The sequence below is a fragment of the Paenibacillus borealis genome (assembly GCF_000758665.1).
GTDB classification, from domain to species: domain Bacteria; phylum Bacillota; class Bacilli; order Paenibacillales; family Paenibacillaceae; genus Paenibacillus_AQ; species Paenibacillus_AQ borealis.
Window position 1 is genome coordinate 7,079,988 of sequence record NZ_CP009285.1, and the last position, 15,679, is coordinate 7,095,666.

Below are 15,679 nucleotides of genomic sequence, written 5' to 3' on the forward strand. Positions count from 1 at the left end.
CTATCCACCGTGCAAGCTGCACAGTGGAGGCGGAGGTTTTTATTACATAACAATCGAATAAGCCGTCAGCTTATCCTACTTCAACTGTACTTTTCAAGGCGCGGTTTCGAGGAACTTGGCCGTCGGATTCTTCTCCATCGCGGTCCGCATGGCGTATTCATTCTCGAACAGCACCACATAATTGCCCTTCTTGTCGGTAACCAGTGTGGAGTTAATCCGGAATTTGCTAGCGTCCGGCTTATTATCATCCACAATCCAGCGCGCGAACTGGTAGCTCATCCGCTGCAGCTGGACATCTACGCCGTACTCGCCCTTCATGCGGTACTCGAACACCTCAAACTGCAGCTGTCCGACAACACCCAGCAGGATATCATCGAAGTTAACGGTGCGGAACACCTGGATCATGCCCTCTTCAGTTAACTGGTCAATGCCCTTCTGGAACTGCTTCGATTTCAGCGCATTCTTAATGCTCACTTTGGAGAAAATCTCCGGCGAGAACGTCGGCAGCTCATCGAATTCGATATCCCCTGCCTGGCTCAGCGTATCGCCAATCCGGAAGATACCCGGGTCAAACAGACCGATAATATCACCCGGATACGCTTCTTCGACAATATCTCTATCCTGGGCCAGGAACTGCTGCGGCTGGGACAGCTTGATGTCTTTGCCGGCACGCACATGCTTCACACTCATGCCACGCTCGAACTTGCCGGACACAATGCGCAGGAAGGCAATGCGGTCACGGTGAGCCGGGTTCATGTTAGCCTGGATTTTGAACACATAGCCGGTGAATTTCTCATTTGTCGGTTCAACAGATCCAGCTGTACTGCGGCGCGGTTCTGGCTTCGGTGCAAGATCCAGGAAGTTATCCAGGAAGGTCTGCACCCCGAAGTTATTGATCGCACTGCCGAAGAATACCGGGGTAATCTCTCCGCGGAGTACTTTCTCATAGTCAAACGGATCGCCCGCTACATCCAGCAGCTCCAGATCCGCACATAATTGGTCATGCAGGTATTCTCCGGCCATCTCGCGGATGATCGGGTCGCGGTAGCTTTCCACTTTTTGTACTCTGATCACGGAATGATCGTCGCCCTGGAACAGCTCAACCTGATTCTTCATCCGGTCGTATACGCCGCACAGCTCGCGGCCCATACCGATCGGCCAGTTCATCGGCACAGAGCGGATACCCAGTACATTCTCCAGCTCTTCCATCAGCTCAAATGGATTGCGGCCTTCACGGTCCAGCTTGTTGATGAAGGTGAAGATCGGAATGCCGCGTTTCGCACAGACCTGGAACAGCTTGATCGTCTGTGTTTCCACACCCTTGGCGACGTCGATCAGCATGACCGCGCTGTCAGCCGCAGTCAGCGTACGGTAAGTGTCCTCACTGAAATCCTGGTGACCCGGAGTATCCAGAATGTTCACCCGGTGATCCAGGTAATCAAACTGCATGACGGAAGAAGTGACGGAGATCCCGCGCTGCTTCTCAATTTCCATCCAGTCACTTGTGGCGTGCTTGCTTGCCTTACGGGCTTTGACTGTTCCTGCTAAGCGGATAGCGCCCCCAAAGAGGAGCAGTTTCTCGGTCAGCGTTGTTTTACCCGCATCCGGGTGGGAAATAATCGCAAAGGTTCTGCGTTTGTCTACTTCACTCTGAAGCTTGTGGTCCTGTGCCTTATTCATTACACATATCCCTTCATATATAAATTCATCCCTGCTTCTGCTTCAATTACCGGATTTCAATCAAATCGGTGCACTACTCATTTGTCCAGATCCTTTCACCTAGAATTCATCGTTACATCGTTGAAGTACGGTTTATAGGATAATTTATGGCGCCTTGCCTAGAAATTCTTTATTTTGAAAGCATCCTTTTTAGTATAGCAAAATCCGGCAAACATTATCTACAAAAAAGCTCCGTAAGTCAAATATCTTGCAATATTATGTGCAGAAACTCCGGCTTTGGCACAAAATCTGCTGAATAGTCCGCAGGAAACTCATTATTCCGCAAAAAGATCCCCCTGCAGCGATATGCAGAGGGATCTCTAACAGTTCTCTTATTCAGGGTCTAGCGGTTAACCTGCCATACCACATTATCTTCATCCTGGCCGTTGACCGGCCACCAGTGGAAGCCTTCTCCGGCAAGCAGCTGGTCGGCTTCGACCGGCCCCCAGGAACCGGCAGGATAGGAAGCCAGGTCATTGCTCTCTTCCTTCCAAGCCTTGGCGATACGGTCCACGAAGGACCAGGCCGAGGACACTTCATCCCAGCGGGTGAAGTAAGTGGAATCCCCGCGCGCAGCATCATGCAGCAGACGCTCATAAGCTTCCGGCGAGTTGATGCCGATCATGCAGCTCTGGCAGAAATCCATCGCCAGCGGCTGAATTTCCGATTCGGAGCCCGGCTTCTTGGCATTGATCTTCACGTAGATGCCTTCCATCGGATTCACACGGATTACGAGCAGGTTCGGCTCCAGATTATGCTTTTGGCCCAGATAAACGTTGGTCGGCATTCCTTTGAACTCTACAACCACTTCCGTAGTCTTCACAGGCAGACGTTTGCCGGTACGGATGTAGAAGGGAACTCCTGCCCAGCGGAAGTTGTCTACAAATACACGGGCTGCGAAATACGTCTCCGTATTCGATTCCGGGTCCACCTTATCTTCCTGGCGGTAAGCCGGAAGGGTCTTGCCCTTGTAGAGCCCTTGCGTGTATTGACCGCGCACCACATTCTCGCGCACCTCTTCAGCCGTAGCATAAGGACGCAGCGAACGAAGCACTTTCACTTTCTCATCACGGATATCCTCAGCCAGCAGACGGCTTGGCGGTTCCATAGCGATCATTGTCAGCAGCTGCAGAATATGGTTCTGGCCCATATCGCGCAGTGCTCCGGCATGATCGTAATACCCTCCGCGCTCTTCCACACCCACGGTTTCCCCGAGTGTGATCTGAATGTTGGCGATATGCTTGTTGTTCCACAGCGGCTCGAAGAAGGCATTGGCGAACCGGATCACTTCAATATTCTGCACCATTTCCTTACCCAGGTAATGGTCAATCCGGTAAATCTCTTCTTCCTTGAACACCTGGCGGATTTGCTCGTTCAGCTGTTCAGCCGATTCCAGATTGTAGCCGAATGGCTTCTCGATCACCAGACGGTTCCAGCCTCTGGTCTGCAGCATGCCGCCAGCCTTCAGGTTGAAGGAGACACTGCCGAACAGTTCCGGTGCAAGTGCCAGATAGAACAAGCGGTTGCCCGGAATATGGAACTTCTCTTCGAGCGCCTCCGTCTGGGCATTAAGCTCACGGAAGCCGTCGATATTGTTGATGTCCAGAGACTTATATTCGAAATGCTGTACGAACTCGTTCCATTCCGCAGCATCTCCTGCCTGGTAGCGGCAGAACTCGCGGATGGATTCCTTCACATCTTCCCGGAATTCATCCTGGGTACGGGGACGCCGAGCCACGCCAATTACCGCAAAATCATGTGTCAGCTTGCCTTCACGGTACAAACTGTAGATCGCCGGGAAAAGCTTACGCCGGGCTAGATCTCCGGTTGCCCCGAAGATAAAGAATACAGCACCGGGTGTATGCAGTGCATCAAGGGTTTGATTTTCAGCCATGGCTCCTCATCTCTCTGTATGTAATATAGTTGACATTCATTCTCAGCGCCGGTCGTGGTACAAAACACGCATGACGGCGTGATGTCATTTTATCATAAACGCACTAAGGATGCTATCACATTCCTGACAGTTTTTCTCGGGATTTCGTAATTTTCCATTACTCTTTCTTATGCTTTCACATGTTCCCGCTTATACTACCGATATTATACCGCCACGCCAAAAGCTCCGCAACGTGAAGCCGCCTGCGGAGCGAACCCGGATAATCTCCGGCTTCAATATTCGATCGTAATCAGCGGAAGTCCGATGGTCACGCGGTTACTGTCCTCATTCCCGTCTCTGTGTACAGCCAGCTGGAGCGCAAGATCATGTCCGCCGCTGCTGACGGAACGCTGCAGGCCGGGTACACTATATGAACGGCTGGATGTAGTTTCATCTGTGTAGTTCTCTTCCGCGTGAATTCCGGGGAGCTGCGCTGCAAGATTCTGCTCTGTGGCCAGGAGCGCAGCCTGCGGTCCGCTCTGCTCCTTCCCCGCAGCCTGCAGCGAGACGTTCCATTCTGCAGCGATGCCCGCCTGAAGCATCGCCTTCCCGGCGTCATCTGCTGCTGCCGGAAGCTCCGGCGAGCCCAGGAGATCCGCCGTCTCGAAGGTGACAATGCAATAACTGCGTCCGCCGCCGAGGTCGCTCCAGAACAGGGAGACCTGCGCTCCTCCACTGAGTTCTGCGGAGGAGCGGGAGGTCAGATGCCCGTCTTCATCCGTGCGGCTGACCTCACCAAGTCCGAGTTTGGAGGACAGGTCCCGTACAGTAGCGTCTGCCGAAGCTTCTCCGCTGTATTCTCCCTGCCACTTCAATACGAGCCGGAGCGGAGTTCCGGGGGCAGAAGCCCCGCGTCCGAGTGTAGTCAGCAGCGCCAGCGAATCCTCAAGCTCTCCCGCCACAGAAGAGGAAGCACTGACCGCAGATGCAGCAGATTCCCCCTGTAAGCTATTCCCTCCGGCTGTCCCCGCGCTGCGGAAACCGCTGAGCAGCATAACCGCCACACACAAGCCCGCCAGCACCAGTATCACTCTGCTCTGTCCTCTGTTCCCCACTCTGCATCTCCCTCTCAATCCGTTCTAGTAATCTACTAGACAGGATATCCAGCTTCAGAGAAAGATATACCCCGCAGAGAGAGACTGACCGAGACTCCCGATCCGGCAGCTGCATAGTTCACACCGAAAGTAATGAGATTTTAATCACTTCTATAGAGGTATTTATTAGTTTATATTTCCATTAATAGGATTCACATTATATTAATATAGAAGAGGTACACATACAGCATGCTTAAAAAGTGGTTTCACCGAAACAGCGCTGACTTCCGGCTCATCAACGATCTGGTTGTCCCTATGCTTTTCCTTCAGATTCTCCAGCTACTCTTTCAACTCGGCGACCAGGCGATTATCGGCAGGCTTGGCGTTGAAGAATTTGCCGCAGTGGGCATCGCCTCATCTTTTATTTTTCTAATCACCGGAACGATCGGCATTCTGTGCGCGGCCTTCAACATCATCGGCGGAAGATTCTTCGGCAACAATGAGATTCCTAAGTTTGGCCAAGCTTTTAATACAAGCATGACAATGTCCATCATTATCGGCATCCTGTTCGAACTGCTGCTGTTAGGGACAGGCAAATGGATATTGGGCACGGTCTATGATCTGAATTTCGCACCTGCCACTCATTATTTGTATATCAGCGGAATGACTATGGGCATGAATATGGTTCTGTTTAATTTCTCAGCCTATTTCAAGAACATCAACCAAGCCAAGCTGTTAACATTCAGTTTCGTGGCAGCAGGCATCGTGAATATATTCTTTGATTATGTGCTCGTCTTCGGCAAATGGGGATTTCCTGCGCTGGGTATGAGCGGCGCCGCTGTCGGCTCTGTCGCAGGCTATGGTGCGAGCATTATAGTCTGCATCTATTTTTTCCGCAAAAGCAGCTTATTCAGCTTCTCCCTTCGGATCAGCCGGCCCATTGCCAAGCAGCTGCTGAAACTTTATTTCCCCATGGCCCTTCAGGACCTTATTGAATACACTTTGTTTGCAATGGGCATCATGGCGATCATCTCCAGAATGGAGTCTGAATTCATCGCGTCATACACCGTTGTGACCACTTTGCTTGAGATCATTATGATTCCGATGTACTGCTTCGCAAGCAGCTGTATGACAATTACCGCGAAGGCCTACGGCAAGCAGCAAGCGGGGTACACCAAATATTCGTATTTGTCGCTCCAGCTTATGTTAATATTCAGTATTCCGCTAACCTTGATCGTGATCTCCTTCTCCTATCCGCTTATTGCCATCATCACTGACAAAGCTGTTGTTATTTCACTAGTGGAACATGTTCTTCCGCTGGCGCTGGCGCTGAATCTGATGAACGGGCTGCAGATGATTATGCGTTCCACCCTGCAGGCGATTGATCTGGAGAAGTGGGTGCTTGTGTACTCGGGGGTGGTGTATGCAGTGTCCCTGGTGATCATTTATGTATGTATCCGGAAGCTCGAATTAACCGGTGTCTATCTCGGGTTTGGGTTAAGTTATCTGCTCTTATCCTTAGGTTATGTATACAAACTGCAAGGACGCGAGCCTTACGCGCACGCAAAAACACTTTCAAGATAATCCCCGTCCTTCCCAGGCCAGGGCTGATTTCTCTTGAAAGTGCGTAATGGCTTCTATGGTCTATGGCTTTATTCCGCCAGTCCATTCTTATATGCATAAATAGCCGCCTGGGTCCGGTCTTCGACGCCCAGCTTGGCAAGAATATTCGTGACATGGAATTTCACTGTCTTGATTCCAATAATTAATTGATCGGCAATATCCTGATTGGATTTGCCCTTGGCCAGCAGCTTCAGCACTTCCATCTCGCGTTCGGTAAGCTCTTTGTAGGCCGGGGATTCACCTCTGGCATTCGAGCGGAACCGGTTCATCATTTTGGAAGCCACCTGTGATTCCAGCACCGACTGGCCTCTTGCGGCAGCCCGGATCGCATCCGCAACTTCACTGGCCCGCGAGGTTTTGAGCAGATAGCTGAACGCGCCAGCCTCAATGACCGGATACATTTTCTCATCATCCAAATAACTGGTCAGCACTATGACTTTGCAGTCCGGGTACAGCTTCAGCAGCTGTCTTGTCGTTTCAATCCCGTCCATGCCGTCCATTACCAGATCCATCAGCACCACATCCGGATTATATTCCTGTGCCAGCCGGATTCCTTCTTCGCCGCTTCCGGCTTCACCTACGACTTCAATGCCATCCTCGGTGCCAAGCACCGCAGCAAGTCCGATCCGGACCATTTCGTGATCGTCCACCAGCAGGACCTTGATCGCTTCCGCTTCCTCCATCTCCATGGTTACCCTTGCCCCCTATTCATTGACTACCGGTACGGTAATATCAATCCGCATTCCTTTGCCGGGAGCGGTGATGAACTGGATCGAGCCCCCGATCTCCGTTATCCGCTCCTGCATATTAGACAAACCGTAGGATGTCTGCTTGCTCTCATCCATCTCAAAGCCGATCCCGTCATCACGCAGCGTCAGACGGACCGTATCGCCGCGGCGGTGCAAGCGGATCTCCAACTTCTCCGCTTTGGCATGGCGCAGCGTATTCGAAATCGCCTCCTGCACAATGCGGAACAAGTGGTTCTCGACGCCTTTGAGCAGCTGCACGCCCTGATCCATCTCGAACACAATATCAATCGGAACCTTGATCTTCAGTTCCTTGATCAGCTCCTGCAGCCCCTGCTCCAGCCCCTTGCCTTCCAGATATACCGGCCTCAGGTGCAGCAGCAGTGCCCGCATCTCCGACTGGGCTACGGCGGACATTTCCTCAATCAGCGCAATTTGCCGCTGCGCCTTGTCGAAATCCTTCTCCAGCGTCCGGCCTACAGCCGTTGCCGTCATCGAGATCGCGAACAGCTGCTGGGATACGGCATCATGCAGCTCGCGTGCCAGCCGCTGACGTTCCTCGATAATCGCCGTCACCCGGGCTTGCTCGGCAAGCTTGGCATTATTGGTGGAGAGACGCTGCAGCGTATTCACCTGATTCTCCCACTTGCCGCCGATCCGTCCGAGCTGTTCCCCCAGACGGCCCAGCTCATCATGGCCCAGATCCGGCATTACCGGCGTGAGGTTACCCTTCTCCCAGGCTACCAGCGTCGCCCGCAGCAGCTCCAGCTTGCGCTTGCTGCGGAAGCCTTGGTAGAATCCGTACCCGATGCCGAAGGCCATCGGCAGCAGAATCAGAGTCATTGCCGTTCTCACGCCGACCTTCCAGTCCTCAAACGGCTGTAATAATCCATATGTATACATAATGTATGTAATCACGAGCAGCATGATCAAAGAGAACAGAGCCCCCTCGCCCATACTGCGCGTTACCATGTTACTGCTTTTTTTGCCCATGCCCGGGAGCCCTCCCTTCCTTCTCTCTGCTCATATGCCGTATCCATCAGGGAAACCGTATGTCGAGATCACCCATCAGATAAGAGATATTGAATTTCACTTTATGCTCGCTGCTGTCGTAGTTGGGTGACTTCCAGTTCAGCCGGTTCAGCATCCCTGTATCCCGGTGACTGCCGGATTCAATGGAGCCGAACAGCACGAAGGCCTCGATCTCTACCCCGTAATCCTCAGACATAAGAATATCCACATCGCCAAAAATACCCTGGAACAGCATAATCGTCTCTTGTTCTTCCGCCATTGCCAGCGACAGATCCACGTCCGCCTCACCAAGCACATGCCAGGCGCTCAAGCTGCGCATGACCCACGGCGAGAGATCCCAGTCGAACCTGGAAGAGAAGCTTTGCTTCTGCATAAACCCGGCCTTGCGCTGCATTCTTTTGGATTTGACAAAGAACATTCCCAGCGAAATCAGGCAGATTCCGAGCACCAGCAGCAGATGGTCCAGCAGCAGCAGCACTGCTCCGATCCCCAGAAGCTTATACCCCTGCTTCACCTTGCCTGACGTTGTCCGGTAAATCCCCAGCAGCAGGAACAGGAGTGCGACAATGGAGAAGAAGCCGATCCATTTGCCAAAAATCATCAAGCAGCCGACGCCAATCAGTCCGATGGCAATCAAACGGTTCCGTTTATCCATTCCGCACCTCCTAAAAGTTTTGCGAAGCAAAACTGACTTCGTAAGCATATTTTGCGAAGCTGACTTCGTAAGCATCAGCTTATCTGCAGCTATAACCGCTTCCCGCTACAAAAGCCATACCGGTATGGAGAATCCATACCGTATGGCTTTACCTTGTTCAGCATATCATATCTGCCTATTCTTTAGGAACAGGCATTATTCTTCTTTTTTATCAAGTGAAGGAGCTGCCGGAGCAGAATTCAGCTTGCTCTTGAGAGCTGCGAGCTGTTCTTCCACTTTGAGCTGCTTCTCAGGATCTACCGGCTTAGCATATGCGGTTGCCGAAGGGCTATACGGAGCACGCAGAACATCTGCTTCCGCTTCCAGCTGCATGATCTTTTCTTCCATACGGTGAAATCCAAGGGATGCACTTCCGCTTTCGATGGAATGTACACTGCTGATCTGGGACATTTGCTTCTTGGCTTTAGCCATTTGAGCGCGGGAGACCAGTTCATTACGTTTGTTGCGCAGCTTGTAGAACTCATCCTTCATATCATGAAGCTGCTGCACCAGTTCCTTGGCTTGAACTTCAGCCTGGGCGTGAAGCTCGCTGTATTCAGCATACTTCTGGTCGAAATAAATCTTCTCCTCCAGCAGCTTGCGGGTAACTTCCTCCTGGCCGTTCTTGAGGGCAAGTTCCGCTTGTGCTGCACGTTGTCCGGATACCTTAGCGGCTTCGTCCACACGCTGCTTCATGCGGCGTTCATTAGCCATCTGCTTCGCTACCGTTACTTCAGCCTCATGAATCTCAGCCTCCATATCGCGCAGATACTGATTCAGCATTACGATTGGGTCCTCTACCTTATCCAACATGTCGTTTACCGACGCTTTAGTCATATCTTTAATCCGTTTGAATACTCCCATGATTTACACTTCTCCCTTCTCGTATTTAGACAGTTTTTGTTTGAGCTCTTCTACTTCTTTTTGCAGTGCCTTCTTCTCAATATCCTTCATCATGGCATCCAGACCGGAATCCGGAGCCGTGTAAGCGCCAGCTTTGTCATAACCGGGATTATAGCCCGGCTGTCCGCCGTATGGGCCATATCCTTGTTGTCCCTGAGGTCCCTGCGGTCCGTGGCCATGCTCAGGTCTGCCTGAGTAAGGACCGCCATATGGGCCGCCCGGCGCACCGGGTCCAGGTCCGAAGGGATTGTACTGGGTAGGCTCCTTGGGAATTACCATTGCTGCGATAAGGTACACCAGGATGGTGGCTCCTCCGCTAAAAGGAATGCTGACCACCAGCAGAATTCTGAACAGTGTGGAGTCGATGCCGAGTGTCTCGGACAATCCGCCTGCCAGCCCTGTCATTACCCTGTCTCTGGTTGAACGGTACAATCGGGTCATAGTACTACTCCTTTCTGCCATCATTGTTCAGCTTCTCCTTCAGGCGGGCCATTTCTCTTTCGAGCACGGTCGCCACCGTCTCACCGGCCTGCACTGCGTATTCCTGTCCCATCCGGCGCAAATCGCTCAGGCTCTTGGCTTCCAGCTCCCAATCGGTCATCTTGTCCTCCAGACGGCCGAACATCTTGGGAACATCACCGCCGCCGTAAGCACTAGCTCTTTGATTCATGCGCTGCTGCAGTCGCAGTGATTCCATCCGTGCTGCATAGAACTGGCGTTTGCTGTATACCGTCTGATACTCGATTTTGAGTTCATTCAACTGGCTTTCAAGCTCGAAGAGTGATTGCCGGCTGGTTTCCAGCAGCCCGCTGTATTGCTCCAGCTTTTCCTCGTGGATAATTTTCTCCTGCAAGGCCAGTTTGGCAAGATGATCTTCGCCGGCCTTGAGCGCGAGGAGTGCCTGCTCTTCACGTTTGTTTCTCATGGCGGTTGCCTGATTCACCTGCTGCTGCAATTGCTTCGTATGGGAAGCGTACTGCTGGTACAGTCTTTCAGCTTCCCCTATTTCCTCACGGGTAGAATGTAGAAATTGATCAATCAGCTTCACGGGATCCTGGCTCTGCTCCAGGCGTTCATTTAAATTGGCTACGGTGATATCCCTCATTCTGCGAAAAACACTCATGATTTCCTGTTCCCTCCCTGCATCTTATTAAGTAAATGTTCTAACTCTTAGTATGTTCTGCTCCGCTTACCCCGGAGTACCGAGATGCCCCACACTACCAGAGCCACTCCGAGCAGCGGTCCGATAATCCAGGAAAGCTTGGAGAGCAGGGACATGATACCGATAAACATTACCACCCAGCCGATAATCTTGTGTCCGCTCTTAATTCCGTAGTATCCGAGAACCACCAGCAATACCGGGAACAGGATGCCGAAGATGCCGTGAATCAGTTGAGGAAGAATTCCCAGCAGCATTACCGCTCCAATTGCAATCAGTACAATCGCAAGTCCGTTACCTTTTCTTTGCATTTTTTCTCACCGCCTTTCGCTGATCTCTTTCTTATAACCTTATTCTAGGGTAATCCGCAGATTTTCAAAACAGACTGTGGACGGTTTTATGTACTGGACCTTAGTCGGGGAACTATACACGACCGCAGACTGCGGGGATCCGGGAAATAAATCAACTTGCATAAAGGTACACAACTATTGTTGGATGCTACATTATAATGAAGACTTTTGTCGGATAATGTCCAGAATATGTCCACTTTACTGTGATAGAGTGTGATATATATCATTTTCGAATCAAATGGAGGGATTAAATGCAAGTATCCATCATCATTCTGGCCCAGCATCTTCGATTACTTAAATCATGCCTGGCCAGTATTGAGTTATTTACGGAAGCCCCCTATGAGCTGATTGTGATTAACGATGGCGGCGGTGAAGAGATCAGCAGCTATTTATCTCTCCATAAAAAAGCGCGCTCCTTCACGTCTAAGGAACGTATCGGCGTATCGGCAGGTTACAATCTGGGCGCTTCCTTTGCGGCTGGTGAATACCTTGTATTCATGCGTGACCATATGATTGTGTCTGAAGAATGGCTGTCCAGCCTGACCGGCTGTGCCCGGCAGCACCCGCAGGCAGCGATGATCGGCCCTGTCAGCAATGATGTTAGCGGCCCGCAGCGCCTTCCGGTAATCTGCACAGAGATGGAGCAGCTGGACCATATCGCCAGATCGTTCGCACTCTCCAAAGCCGGACAAGCCAAGTCCACAACCCGGCTGCTAAGCCATCTGCTGCTTATGCGCCATGACGCCTTCGATCTGCTTGGCGGCTTCGATGAACAATTCGGGCTGGAATGCTACGAGGATGATGACCTGTGCTATCGTGCACTCCAGGCAGGATACAGTCTGCATATTGCCCTGGACTGCTTCGTTCGCTATATCCAGCCTCCCCCGTTATTTCCGGAACATCCCGGGTGGTACAATGCACAGCTGATAGCCAATAAAGAGAAAGCCCGTAAGAAATGGGGCATCGACATTACAAATGCTCTATATGAAATGAAACGCAGCGTCACCGTGAGTCTCTGCATGATTGTCAAGAACGAGGAAGCTACACTTGAACGCTGTTTGGATAGCGTCTCAGGACTGGTGGATGAGATCATCATTGTGGATACCGGGTCAACAGACCGCACCAGGGAAATTGCCCTCCGCTACACGGACAAGGTAGCTGATTTCACTTGGGTCAACGATTTTGCCAAAGCGCGGAATTATGCCTTCAGCCTGGCGACACAGGAATACCTGCTCTGGATGGATGCTGATGATATTCTGCTTCCTGCAGATGCTGAGAAGTTCAGCACATTGAAGAGCGCCTTGGAATGGAATACGGATGCGGTATCCATGAATTACAACCTGGCCTTTGACGAGCACGGCAATGTAACCTCCAGCCTTACACGCAACCGCCTGGTTAAGCGGGAGAACGGCTTCCGCTGGATCGGTATAGTCCATGAATACCTGGAGGTCAGCGGCAAGGTGCACCGTTCGGATATTTCCATCACCCATGGCAGAGTCCACGGGAATTCTGACCGCAACCTGAATATCTACGAGAGCCGTCATGCGTCCGGGGAGATTTTCTCCAGCCGGGATCTGTTCTACTTCGCCAATGAGCTGAGGGAACATAAGCAATGGGGCAAAGCTATTTCTTTCTATGAAATGTTCCTGCAGCAGGTAGACAGCTGGATCGAGGACCGGATCAATACCTGCGGAAGCCTCTCCGACTGCTACCGGGAGCTTGGCAATGAACAGCAGGCCAAAGCTAAAGCGCTCCAATCCTTCTCTTATGATCTGCCCCGCGCAGAAAATTGCTGCCGGCTTGGAAGCTTGTACATGCTGGAGAACGACTTCAGCAAAGCCATCTTCTGGTACAAAATGGCGAGCGAATTAACGAAGCCGCTGGACAATTACGCCATTCTCCAGCATGCCTGCTGGAGCTGGCTGCCGCATCTGCAGCTCTGTGTCTGTTATGACCGCATCGGCCAGTACGAACGGGCCAGTGCCCATAACGAAATGGCTGCAGAACACATTCCTTTTGACAGCAAAGTGCTGGCGAACAGAGCCTACTTCACCGGCCTGGGCGTTGCAAGACAAACATATACTTTAGGGGGAACTACTCGATGAAAAAAGCAAAAACCCGCTATATAGAAATCGCCCATGGCAGCGAAAACTCCAAAAAGGATATCAAACCCGCTTTAGTAAAAACCTCCATGGCAGTTATGGTGCTTAGCCAGGTGGCCGCCGTACTGCCAAGTGCCGGATTCGGCGGTACAGGCATTGCCTCAGCAGCTGAAAAGAAAGGCTTCAATGATGTAAGCAGCAGCTCGTGGATGTACAAATATGTAATGAAAATCGCCGCTTTGGGGTTTGCTGAGGGAGATACTACCGGGAACTTCAATCCAAAGGCGCCGCTGACTCACCAGGAAGCTGCAATTATGGCTGTCCGTTTCCTTGGTATTGAGGACCCTGCCGCTGCCGCCGCTTCTTCCCCGCTTGAAGTAAGTGATTGGGCAAGCGCCTGGGTGCAGACAGCTATTAATGAAGGATTAATCAAAGCTGAAGAGGAAACCGCTTCGGGCTGGGGAACCCAGAATGCCAGCCGCGAGTGGCTCACTAAGCTCGTAATCCGTCTACTCGACAAGGAGAATGAAGCGCTCGCCCTGGCCAGCGAACCGCTCCCCTTCAATGATGAGAATCAAATTTCTGCTTGGGCCACGGGCTATATCAATGCAGCTTCCCAGTTAAAAGTAGTCCAAGGCTTCGAGGACAAAACGTTCAGACCTACCGCTGATGTGACCCGGGCCCAGGCGGCAGCGATTTTCAGCCTGGCGGAAAGATATGCTCCGGCCCAATCCGGCACCGTTGCCCGCGGCACTATCGTTAGTCTGACTGGCAGCCAGATTGGTGTACTGACAGAAGCCGGTCAGGTCGTCAATCTGAAGATTGACAGCACAACACTGATCTTCGGCACCAGCGGAGCTTCCACTTCTGATATAGCAGTCGGGCAACCCATCACGGCAATCTATAGTAACGGTGCAGCATCATATATTGAAATCGCCGATATTACCAAGGCAGAAATTACACTGCCGGCGCCAAAAGGCGACACCGGAGCGACGGGTGCAGCAGGCCTGGTAGGTGCTACGGGGGCAACGGGCGCTACCGGCGCTACGGGTACAACCGGGGCAACGGGCAGTGCCGGCTCCTCAGGAAACCAAGGAGCAATCGGGGCGACGGGTGCGACCGGGTCTGCAGGACCCGTTGGTGATATTGGCGCGACGGGTGCAACAGGGCCGGCGGGCGAAGTGGGCGCAACTGGCGCTACCGGGGCTACGGGGCCTGCCGGTGAAGTCGGCGTTACAGGCGCTACCGGCGCCACTGGACCTGCCGGTGAAGACGGTGTCACTGGCGCGACGGGTGCGACGGGACCTGCTGGCGAAGACGGTGTCACTGGCGCGACGGGTGCGACGGGACCTGCTGGCGAAGACGGTGTCACTGGCGCGACGGGTGCTACAGGTGCTACCGGCGAAGATGGAGCCACTGGCGCTACCGGCGCTACTGGGCCTGCCGGTGAAGACGGTGTCACTGGCGCGACGGGTGCGACGGGACCTGCTGGCCCTGTAGGTGAAACTGGGGAAACAGGCTCAACTGGTGCGACGGGTGTTACCGGCGCGACTGGGGCAACGGGTCCTACCGGAGCTACGGGTGTTACCGGGGCAACGGGTGAATCGGGAGTCACTGGCGCTACAGGTGCCACTGGAGAGATTGGCGTTACTGGAGCAACCGGGGCGACTGGCGCTACCGGGGCAACTGGCGCTACAGGTGCCACTGGTGCGACTGGTGTTACTGGCGTTACCGGAGCGACTGGCGCTACAGGTGCCACTGGTGCTCCAGGGGCTAGCACAAACGCATATATCCCGTTTTCTTCAGGAAACCCTGCTACTGTAACTACGATAGTAGGCGGTTTGCCAGGCACTGGTGCGCTGATTGGCTTCGGAAACTCAGTAAGCGGTGTATCTGTGAGCTCAGGAACCATTGATTTAACCGGAGCAAGCGGCACAAATCTCAATTATGCCTTTTCTGTACCAAGTGCCGGAACCATTACATCCCTAAGCGGATATTTCAGTACAACACAAGCACTTACTCTGGTTGGAAGTACGGTGACTATTACAGCCCAGCTGTACGCGAGTACAACTCCCAACAACACATTCGTGCCTGTACCTGGAACTGCAATGACATTGTCTCCCCCGCTGACAGGAATACTGGCCATTGGATCCATCTCTTCTGGTGTAATTACAGGTCTATCTATTCCGGTTACAGCACAAACACGCTTGCTAATGGTATATACAGCATCCGCAGCAGGTCTCTCCCTCATGAATACCGTTGAAGGATATATGAGCGGCGGCCTCAATATTTCAATGCCGGCAACTGTACCAACACCTCCTTGATAATTCATTTTATTAATTAAAGGCTGTTTCCTGGCAGATTTCTGCCGGGGAACAGCTTTT

At 52.4% G+C, this 15,679-nt stretch carries 13 protein-coding genes; 3 read left to right on the forward strand and 10 right to left on the reverse strand.

Features of this window, described 5'->3' with window-relative positions:
* Positions 1–93 precede the first annotated feature (93 nt).
* The 3 genes from PBOR_RS29825 to PBOR_RS35830 all read right to left on the reverse strand — a co-directional run bounded on the left by PBOR_RS29825 (position 94) and on the right by PBOR_RS35830 (position 4,707).
* Positions 94–1,680, reverse strand: coding sequence for a peptide chain release factor 3 (locus tag PBOR_RS29825; RefSeq protein WP_042217519.1), 1,587 nt, complete (start codon positions 1,678–1,680; stop codon positions 94–96).
* A gap of 382 nt (positions 1,681–2,062) precedes the next feature.
* Positions 2,063–3,613: a glucose-6-phosphate dehydrogenase gene (gene zwf / locus PBOR_RS29830; protein ID WP_039307355.1), complete on the reverse strand. Its 1,551-nt coding sequence runs from the start codon at positions 3,611–3,613 to the stop codon at positions 2,063–2,065.
* A gap of 272 nt (positions 3,614–3,885) precedes the next feature.
* Positions 3,886–4,707: a YwmB family TATA-box binding protein gene (locus PBOR_RS35830; RefSeq protein ID WP_052429701.1), complete on the reverse strand. Its 822-nt coding sequence runs from the start codon at positions 4,705–4,707 to the stop codon at positions 3,886–3,888.
* Between the two features lie 228 nt (positions 4,708–4,935).
* Here PBOR_RS35830 and PBOR_RS29840 point away from each other — a divergent pair, with 228 nt between their 5' ends.
* Entirely contained in the window at positions 4,936–6,270 is a 1,335-nt protein-coding gene (locus PBOR_RS29840) for an MATE family efflux transporter (protein ID WP_042217522.1), read from the forward strand.
* 68 nt (positions 6,271–6,338) lie between these two features.
* Here PBOR_RS29840 and PBOR_RS29845 read toward each other — a convergent pair whose 3' ends face one another.
* The 7 genes from PBOR_RS29845 to PBOR_RS29875 form a co-directional block, all read right to left on the reverse strand.
* On the reverse strand, positions 6,339–6,992 hold the full coding sequence (locus PBOR_RS29845; protein WP_042220078.1) for a response regulator: 654 nt from the start codon (positions 6,990–6,992) through the stop codon (positions 6,339–6,341).
* Between the two features lie 21 nt (positions 6,993–7,013).
* A complete protein-coding gene (locus PBOR_RS29850) occupies positions 7,014–8,048 on the reverse strand; it encodes a sensor histidine kinase (protein WP_042217523.1) in 1,035 nt (344 codons plus the stop codon).
* Positions 8,049–8,094: 46 nt separating this feature from the next.
* Entirely contained in the window at positions 8,095–8,742 is a 648-nt protein-coding gene (liaF, locus tag PBOR_RS29855; RefSeq protein WP_039307347.1) for a cell wall-active antibiotics response protein LiaF, read from the reverse strand.
* Positions 8,743–8,937: 195 nt separating this feature from the next.
* Positions 8,938–9,645, reverse strand: coding sequence for a PspA/IM30 family protein (locus tag PBOR_RS29860; protein ID WP_042217526.1), 708 nt, complete (start codon positions 9,643–9,645; stop codon positions 8,938–8,940).
* 3 nt (positions 9,646–9,648) lie between these two features.
* Positions 9,649–10,149, reverse strand: a complete 501-nt coding sequence (locus tag PBOR_RS29865) for a PspC domain-containing protein (RefSeq protein ID WP_245647945.1) — start codon at positions 10,147–10,149, stop codon at positions 9,649–9,651.
* On the reverse strand, positions 10,130–10,807 hold the full coding sequence (locus PBOR_RS29870) for a PspA/IM30 family protein (protein WP_042217531.1): 678 nt from the start codon (positions 10,805–10,807) through the stop codon (positions 10,130–10,132). The genes PBOR_RS29865 and PBOR_RS29870 overlap by 20 nt, the downstream gene beginning before the upstream one ends.
* A gap of 47 nt (positions 10,808–10,854) precedes the next feature.
* Positions 10,855–11,154: a LiaF transmembrane domain-containing protein gene (locus tag PBOR_RS29875; protein ID WP_042217534.1), complete on the reverse strand. Its 300-nt coding sequence runs from the start codon at positions 11,152–11,154 to the stop codon at positions 10,855–10,857.
* A 290-nt stretch (positions 11,155–11,444) separates the two neighbouring features.
* Between PBOR_RS29875 and PBOR_RS36500 the strand changes: the two genes are divergently transcribed.
* Together PBOR_RS36500 and PBOR_RS35835 are read left to right on the forward strand one after the other, a co-directional pair.
* The gene (locus PBOR_RS36500; RefSeq protein WP_081972249.1) at positions 11,445–13,298 is read left to right on the forward strand and encodes a glycosyltransferase; all 1,854 of its coding nucleotides are present in this window, start codon (positions 11,445–11,447) and stop codon (positions 13,296–13,298) included.
* On the forward strand, positions 13,295–15,619 hold the full coding sequence (locus tag PBOR_RS35835) for an exosporium glycoprotein BclB-related protein (protein ID WP_052429702.1): 2,325 nt from the start codon (positions 13,295–13,297) through the stop codon (positions 15,617–15,619). The genes PBOR_RS36500 and PBOR_RS35835 overlap by 4 nt, the downstream gene beginning before the upstream one ends.
* The last annotated feature ends 60 nt before the right edge of the window (positions 15,620–15,679 follow it).